This window comes from Rhodococcus sp. (in: high G+C Gram-positive bacteria) (genome assembly GCF_049299235.1).
GTDB lineage: Bacteria > Actinomycetota > Actinomycetes > Mycobacteriales > Mycobacteriaceae > Rhodococcus.
This window is the reverse complement of sequence record NZ_JBAQXC010000118.1, coordinates 1-7,633: the sequence shown is the minus strand read 5'-3', so window position 1 is coordinate 7,633 and position 7,633 is coordinate 1. Positions and strand designations below refer to the sequence as shown.

Below are 7,633 nucleotides of genomic sequence, written 5' to 3'. Positions count from 1 at the left end.
GGCGAATCCGCTGCGACGACGACCGCCCCGCCCGGTCCGGACGCCGAAGTCGTCGCGGCCGTCGCGGATGTGCCGGTCGGTGGCGCCGTGATGATCGAAGGCAAACGTCTGGTCGTGTCGCAGCCGGTTGCCGGTGATTTTCACGCGTTCGTCGCGATCTGCACCCATTCCGGCTGCAACATCAGCGGTGTGGAGGGCGACGAGATCGTGTGCAACTGCCACGGAAGCCGATTCCGGCTCGACGGCACGGTTGCGCAGGGACCGGCGAAGCGGCCGCTCAAGACGCGACCGATCGAGGCTCGCGGCACCGATCTCGTCGTCGGCTGAATCCGTCCCGGTTTTCCGCACCGAGGTTAGAGTCCATCACTGTGAGGGCACGAGGGGACTGGCGGCCGAGAGGGCTGCGGGAGGGCACCGAACCGGACCCGCGGTTCACCCTCGCCAACGAACGCACGTTTCTGGCGTGGATTCGCACGTCGCTGGGCATCATCGCGGCTGCGGTCGGGCTCGAAGCGTTCGGTGGGGACGTGCTGAGTTCCGTGGTGCGCACGAGCGTGGTGTGTGTGCTGCTGGTGTTCGCGGCGGTCTTGGTGATCGGTGCGTTGATCCGGTGGGTGCGCGTCGAGGAGGCCATGCGTGCCGCGCGGCCGCTGTCTGCGCCGTGGGCGGCGTTTCTGCTGGCGGCGTTGCTCGCTGTGGCCGCGCTGGTGCTCGCCGTGGCGATCCTCGTATGAGCCGTCCGATCCACGACGACCCCGGGTTGCAGCCGGAACGCACCAGCCTCGCGTGGCTGCGCACCGCGGCGGTGCTCGGCGGGGTCGCCCTCGGATTCATGCGATTCGTACCGGGTCCGGATGCCGCGGTCGTGGTGATCGGGCTGCTGTGCCTGGCCCCGGCGCTGTATCTGCTCGTCACCGCGGGCGCGGGCCACCGTTCCAGGGTCCGCCGCTTCGCGCGGGGAACGGCCGGGCAGCACTGGTGGCGCAACGTCGTCATGGCTGCGACGGTCGCGACGCTCGCACTCGCGGCGGCGGTTCTGATCCTGACCGCCGCCTGACAGACCCCGGACGGGGCGGGGCAGGGCAGGGCGCCGGCGTGAGGTGATGCCGGTCATCGCCATCCCGCGGTCCACTTTCGGTAAAGTTCTGGTAATGAACCAGTGGCATGCGCTCGACACGACGGCCACGCTGGATCGACTGAATACCTCGCCGACCGGCCTGACCTCCGATGAAGCGGAACAACGACTGGCCGAGCACGGCCCGAATGCTCTTCCTCGTCCCCCGTCGGACCGCTGGTGGTGGCGGCTGCTGCGACAGTTCCACAACGTCCTGCTGTACGTGATGCTGGGTGCCGCGGTCATCACCGCATTCCTGCAGCACTGGATCGACACGGCGGTGCTGCTCGGGGCGGTCGTGATCAACGCTGTGCTCGGGTTCATCCAGGAAGGACGGGCCGAGTCCGCACTCGACTCGATACGGGCGATGCTCGCCCCCCGCGCCCGCGTGCGCAGGGACGGGCGGATCGTCGATCTGCCCGCCGCGGACCTGGTGCCCGGCGATGTCGTGCATCTCGTCTCCGGCGACCGGGTTCCCGCTGATCTGCGTCTGATCCGGGTGCGTGAACTCCGGGTCGACGAGGCGGCGTTGACGGGGGAATCCGTCCCCGTGGACAAGACCGCGCACCCCGTGGACGCCGACAGTGAACTGGGCGATCGCACATCGGTGGCGTACGCCGGCACCGTCGCCGTGTTCGGGCAGGGCGACGGTGTGGTCACCGCGACCGGTGTCCACACCGAACTCGGGCGCATCAACGCTCTGCTCGCCGGAATCCCCAAGACGTCGACGCCGTTGTTGCGGCAGATCGACCGGTTCGGCCGGTGGCTGGCCGCGGTCATTCTCGTCGCTGCCGCCGTGACGTTCGTGCTCGGAATCGTGTGGCGCGGCGAATCCCCGGCGCAGATGTTCACCCTCGTGGTCGCGCTCGCCGCCTCGGCTATCCCCGAGGGACTACCGGCGATCATGACCGTCACCCTGTCGCTCGGGGTGCAGCGGATGGCTCGGCGCAACGCCGTGATCCGGCGGCTACCGGCGGTCGAGACGCTCGGGTCGGTCACCGTGATCTGCTCCGACAAGACCGGCACGCTCACCCGCAACGAGATGACCGTGCAGAAAGTGCTGTGCGCACACCACCACGTCGACGTCGGTGGAATCGGCTATGCCCCGATCGGGACGTTGACCGTCGGCGACGACCCCGTCACGGATCGGGCATCGGCGCCGTCCCTGGATCTGGCTGTGCGGGCCGGTGTGCTGTGCAACGACGCGGGTCTGCTCGAGGTGGACGGGGCGTGGCAGATCGAGGGCGACCCCACCGAGGCCGCGCTGCTCGTGCTCGGGCGCAAGGCGGGCCTGTCGCAGGAGGACGCACAGAGCACCTGGCCGCGGCTCGATGTCGTGCCGTTCGAATCCGAACACCGGTTCATGGCGACCTTGCACCGCGTCGACGACAACGCACACGAGCGGATCTTCCTCAAGGGCGCGCCGGAGAAGGTTCTCGCGGCATGCACCCATCAGCTCGAGGCGGACGGCTCCAGGACTGCCGTCGACATCGGCTACTGGAATGCTCGCGCGGCGGATACCGCAGCGCAGGGATTGCGCGTGCTGGCACTGGCCTATCGGGATCGTGACGCTGTCGGTCCGACCCTCGATTTCGAGGACGCCGAACACGACTTCACTGTGCTCGCGCTGGTCGGGATCATCGATCCGCCCCGCGAGGAAGCCGTGGTCGCGGTCCGTGAATGTCACGGAGCCGGCATCACCGTCAAGATGATCACCGGTGATCACGCCGCGACGGCCGCCGAGATCGCCGCCCAGATGGGGCTCGGAACCGACTCGCAACCGGTGACCGGTGCCGAGATCGAAGTGATGGACGACGTGGAACTGCGGCGCGTCGTCGCCGACACCGACGTTTTCGCCCGGGCCAGTCCCGAACACAAGCTGCGGCTGGTGCGGGCATTGCAGGAGAACGGTCATGTGGTCGCGATGACCGGCGACGGTGTCAACGATGCGCCGGCCCTCACCCGCGCCGACGTCGGTGTCGCGATGGGTGCGGGCGGCACCGAGGCCGCGAAGGAAGCCGCCGACATGGTGCTGGCGGACGACAACTTCGCGACGATCGCCGCGGCGGTACGTGAGGGGCGCGGTGTCTACGACAACCTCAAGAAGTTCGTGCTGTTCATGCTGCCGACCAACGGTGGCGAAGCCCTCGTCGTCATCGCCGCGATCCTGTTCCAGTTGACGCTGCCACTCACGCCCGCCCAGGTGCTGTGGATCAATCTGGCCACGGTCAGCACGCTGGGTCTGGCGCTCGCATTCGAACCGACCGAGGCGTCTGTGATGCGCAGGCGGCCGCGTCCACCCACCGAATCGCTGCTGTCGGCGTTCTTCGTGTGGCGGGTGGCGATGGTGTCCGTCCTCATGATGGCGGGTGCGCTCGGTCTGTTCCTGTGGGAGCTGGAATCGGGTACGACCGTGGAGGTGGCGCGCACCATCGCGGTCAACACGATCGTGGTGGCCGAGATGTTCTATCTGATCAACAGTCGCCGGATCGAAGGCTCGGTCCTGAACCGGGACGGCTTGTTCGGCAATCCCTATGTGCTGGGCGCGATCACGGCTTGTATCGGGTTGCAGTTGCTCTACACGTACACTCCCTTCTTCCAGACCGTGTTCGGATCGGCGGGGCTCACGCTCGTGGAATGGGCGAAGGTCCTCTGTGTCGGGCTGACCGTCTTCGTCGTCGCCGAGTTCGAGAAGTGGGTGGTCCGCCGTATCCGCGCCAGATCGGATCGCGGATGATGGGACACGTTGCTATCGCGACAGTTCGATCGCACGCGCGCTGCCCTGCGCCGCCGCACACACCTTTTCGGTGCCGTCCTCGGCGACCGCGACGATCTCGCATCGGCACAGTGCCTGCCGTGTCGTCGATTCCACGACGGCGGCGTCGGCGCGCAACCGCACACCCGTGGCGGGGCGCAGATAGTCGATGGTGAATCCGGTGGTGACGATGGACGGGCCGAGGACCGTGCCTGCGGCGAACGTGATCGCGTTGTCCGCCGCATACGACAGCACCCCGCCGTGGACGAAACCGAACTGCTGCATCAACTCCGGTCGGAGTGGAATCTCGAGCACCGCGCGTGGTCGCGTGTAGGTGGTCAGGCGCGCGCCGACCAGGACGCTGAACGGCTGCGCGGCGAGGACTGCGGCGGCGTCGTCGAAACCAGGGCTTTGAATCCGGGGGGTTGCCATGACGCGCAGTGTGCGCCTATCCGAGCGGGTGGACCAGTAGAACACCGGCCAACGCGATCGCGGTGACCCACACCGTCGCGAACCCGGCAAGGACCACCGGACGCCAGCCGATGCCGCGCAGCACATCGACGCGCACGCCCGTTCCGAGCGCGAACATCGCCGCCGCAAGCAGCCAGACCTGCACCGCATGCGCGACCTGCACGCTTGCCGCGGGCAGGAATCCGGTCGCGCGGAGCGCCGCACAGGCGAGGAAGCCGACCAGGAACAGCGGTACCAGTGGCGGACGACGGGTGCCCGCCGGTGTCTCACCTCGGCGCCGGGCCACGAGCCCGACTCCCGCCGCGACCGGTGCGAGCAGCGCGACCCGCGCGAGTTTGACGGTCACCGCGACCGTCAGTGCACCCGCAGCGGTGGTGTCGAGCGCGCTTCCGACGGCAACGACCTGCGCGACCTCGTGCACTGCGGCACCGGCCCACATTCCCGCTCGGGTGCCGTCGAGCCCGAGTGCGCCGGAGAGCGCCGGGAGCAGCGGGATCATCGCGGTGCCGAACACGACGACCAGCGCGACGGTGGTGACGAGTTCGCGGGTACGCGCCGAGATCATCCCGTCGACGGCGGCGGCCGCGGCGGCACCGCAGATCGAGAAGCCGCACGCGATGAGGAGGCGCTGGGTCCAGTTCAATCCGAGTCGTGCTCCGAGCCACAGCGTGCCCGCGACGCCGAGTGCGACCACCGCGACCGCAACGCCGAGTGTTCCCCATCCGAGCGCCAGGACGTCGGGAACCAACAGTTGCAGGCCGAGCAGTGCCACGCCGATGCGCAGCAGGGTCTTCGACGCGACCGCGGTACCGGGCGCCAGCGTCCGAGTGATCGCACCGTCGCGGCGCAGGACGGTATTGGCGACCGCGACGCCGAGCATGATCGCGACGAGCAGTGGCGCGACACCGATCGTCTGCCCGACGCCGAACGCGACGGCTGCTCCCGCTGTGCACAGCAGCAGGCCGGGTGCGGCCGCGGGCAGGTGTACGGCCGGCGCGGAGAGCATGGCGATCATGGCTTCGATGATGTCGCGTGCCGAACGCCGGCGGTAGACGCCGATACTGCATCGCGCAATATCAGATAGATATGTTCAATGCTGCTGCCATATCATCTGGCTATGACGAGTTGGCCGGACCCCGCAGCTCTCGAGCTTCTCGTCGGCATCGACGACTACGGCAGCCTCGGTGCCTCCGCGCGCGCCGCCGACATCGCGCAACCCAACGCCAGCCGGTCCCTGCGCCGCCTCGAACACCAACTCGGCGTCGTACTGGTGCGTCGCGGGCACGCCGGATCGTCCCTCACCCCCGAAGGGACCGTCGTCGCACACTGGGCCCGTGAAGCCCTCGCCGATATCCGGCGACTCCTCGACGCCGCCGACTCGCTGCGCCGCGAACGACACGCCGAGCTTGTCGTAGCGGCCAGCATGACCGTCGCCGAACACCTCATTCCCCTGTGGCTGGGCCGGTTCCGGTCCCTGCGCGACGACGTGCAGATCCAGCTGCAGGTGCACAACTCGAGGCAGGTGTGCGACGCGGTCGCCGCCGACCGCGTCCATGTCGGCTTCGTCGAAGGCCCGACCGTGCCGGACGGGTTGCACACCATCGCGGTTGCCCGCGACCGCCTCGTCGTCGTCGTGGCCCCGGATCATCCCTGGGCGCGACGCCGCCTCCCCGTCACCGTGGCGGAACTCGCCGAAACCCCGCTGGTGGTGCGCGAACAAGGCTCGGGCACCCGGCGCACACTCGACCTCGCGCTCGAGGAATACGACCGGCCTGCGCCCTTGCTCGAGTTGGGCAGCGGCGCGGCGGTCCGCACCAGCGTCCTGAGCGGGGTCGGGCCCGCCGTGCTCAGTACCCTCGCCGTCGCCGGCCACGTGGCGGCAGGGGAGTTGCGGATCGTCGAGATCGACGGACTCGATCTGGCCCGAACCCTGCGCGCGGTGTGGCGACCGCCGCGCACGCTCGCCGGGCCGGCCGGAGAACTGGTGCGCATGATCGTGCGAACACAGGCCCTCTGACGTCCCGGTAGGTTCTTTGTTGTCGGCGATAATTCCCATACGAAGGAGTACACAGATGAGCGTATCCCTGGCCAAAGGTGGCAACGTCTCGCTGTCCAAGCAGACCGCCAACCTCACCGCGATCACCGTCGGCCTGGGCTGGGACCAGCGGTCCACCACCGGTGCCGCCTACGACCTCGACGCCTCGGCGCTGCTCACCGGCCAGAACCGTCGGGTCCTGACCGACCAGCACTTCGTGTTCTACAACAATCTGCGCTCACCCGACGGCGCCGTCGAGCACACCGGCGACAACCTCACCGGTGAAGGCGACGGCGACGACGAATCGATCAACATCGACCTCGTCGCGCTCGACCCGAACGTCGCCAACATTTTCTTCCCCGTCTCGATCCACGATGCCATCGAACGAGGCCAGTCGTTCGGCCAGGTCGTCAACGCGTTCATCCGTGTCGTCGACCGCAACACCGGTGTCGAACTCGCCCGCTACGACCTGAGCGAGGACGCCTCCACCGAAACCGCGATGATCTTCGGTGAGGTCTACCGGCACGGTGCCGAATGGAAATTCCGTGCCATCGGCCAGGGATACGCATCCGGGCTCGCCGGTATCGCGCGCGATTACGGCGTCAACATCTGATAGTCCTCCGCGTTTTCGGCGTCTCGTTCGCGGCCGCCGTCACCGTCAGCGGACTCGCCGGCGCCCGTCCCACATCCGGCGGGGCAACACGGCTGCCAGGGCCGGCGAGCCGAGGAACTCGACGGTGACGGCCACCGCGCCACCACCCACAACACGATCGCGGCGATGGCCAGCCGCAAGGTGACCGAGCCGACCGCACCCGGTCGAACGGGGTGCTTGCGAACGCGGTGCCGAACTGGATCGACCGGGCCGCCCCGAGGACCGCGGGGACCGGAAGTGCGCGTCGCGTTCGTTCCGAGTTCCGCATACGACCTCCACGTCGCTCGCTCCTGCGTGAACATTGGTCAGCGGGGCGGGAACTCGCGCACCAAAAAACAATCACGAACGCTTGATTTGTTGTGTTGATCATGTGATTCTGGTCTCATGACGGAGTTGCGAGCGCTTCTCGATGATCTGCGTGCGGAAGGCGACGACCTCGATGCGCTGGTCGACGGTCTTCCCGCCGACGAGTGGGCGACGCCGACGCCTGCCGCCGGCTGGACCGTCGCCCACCAGATCGGCCACCTGCTGTGGACCGACCGGGCGGCGCTCACCGCGATCGGCGACCCCGATGCGTTCACCGTGGCAGCCCGCGCAGCCCTCACC

The 7,633-nt window shown here is 68.4% G+C and carries 9 protein-coding genes; 7 read left to right on the top strand and 2 right to left on the bottom strand.

All coding sequences use genetic code 11. The features are described 5' to 3' along the window. From WAX14_RS07500 to WAX14_RS07485, 4 genes are all read left to right on the top strand, one after another. Positions 1-327: ubiquinol-cytochrome c reductase iron-sulfur subunit (locus WAX14_RS07500; protein ID WP_422627463.1), on the top strand; the 327-nt coding region annotated here is incomplete at its 5' end. 41 nt (positions 328-368) lie between these two features. After that, positions 369-734: a YidH family protein gene (locus tag WAX14_RS07495; protein WP_422627462.1), complete on the top strand. Its 366-nt coding sequence runs from the start codon at positions 369-371 to the stop codon at positions 732-734. Beyond that, positions 731-1,057, top strand: a complete 327-nt coding sequence (locus tag WAX14_RS07490) for a DUF202 domain-containing protein (RefSeq protein WP_422627461.1) — start codon at positions 731-733, stop codon at positions 1,055-1,057. The genes WAX14_RS07495 and WAX14_RS07490 overlap by 4 nt, the downstream gene beginning before the upstream one ends. 94 nt (positions 1,058-1,151) lie before the next feature. Next, positions 1,152-3,851 carry a cation-transporting P-type ATPase gene (locus WAX14_RS07485; RefSeq protein ID WP_422627460.1) on the top strand — a complete coding sequence of 900 codons (2,700 nt, stop codon included), beginning with the start codon at positions 1,152-1,154 and terminating at the stop codon, positions 3,849-3,851. 12 nt (positions 3,852-3,863) lie between these two features. On the opposite strand, the gene WAX14_RS07480 is transcribed toward WAX14_RS07485, so the two are convergent. Together WAX14_RS07480 and WAX14_RS07475 are read right to left on the bottom strand one after the other, a co-directional pair. Continuing rightward, complete coding sequence (locus WAX14_RS07480; RefSeq protein ID WP_422627459.1) at positions 3,864-4,301, bottom strand: PaaI family thioesterase; 438 nt, start codon at positions 4,299-4,301, stop codon at positions 3,864-3,866. Positions 4,302-4,317: 16 nt separating this feature from the next. Then, positions 4,318-5,346: a YeiH family protein gene (locus WAX14_RS07475; RefSeq protein ID WP_422627464.1), complete on the bottom strand. Its 1,029-nt coding sequence runs from the start codon at positions 5,344-5,346 to the stop codon at positions 4,318-4,320. A gap of 111 nt (positions 5,347-5,457) precedes the next feature. On the opposite strand from WAX14_RS07475, the gene WAX14_RS07470 reads away from it, so the two are divergent. The 3 genes from WAX14_RS07470 to WAX14_RS07460 form a co-directional block, all read left to right on the top strand. Then, positions 5,458-6,357, top strand: a complete 900-nt coding sequence (locus tag WAX14_RS07470; protein ID WP_422627458.1) for a LysR family transcriptional regulator — start codon at positions 5,458-5,460, stop codon at positions 6,355-6,357. A gap of 55 nt (positions 6,358-6,412) precedes the next feature. Then, entirely contained in the window at positions 6,413-6,988 is a 576-nt protein-coding gene (locus tag WAX14_RS07465; protein WP_422627457.1) for a TerD family protein, read from the top strand. Positions 6,989-7,411: 423 nt separating this feature from the next. Then, the coding region (locus WAX14_RS07460) for a maleylpyruvate isomerase family mycothiol-dependent enzyme (RefSeq protein ID WP_422627456.1) at positions 7,412-7,633 on the top strand (222 nt) is incomplete at its 3' end.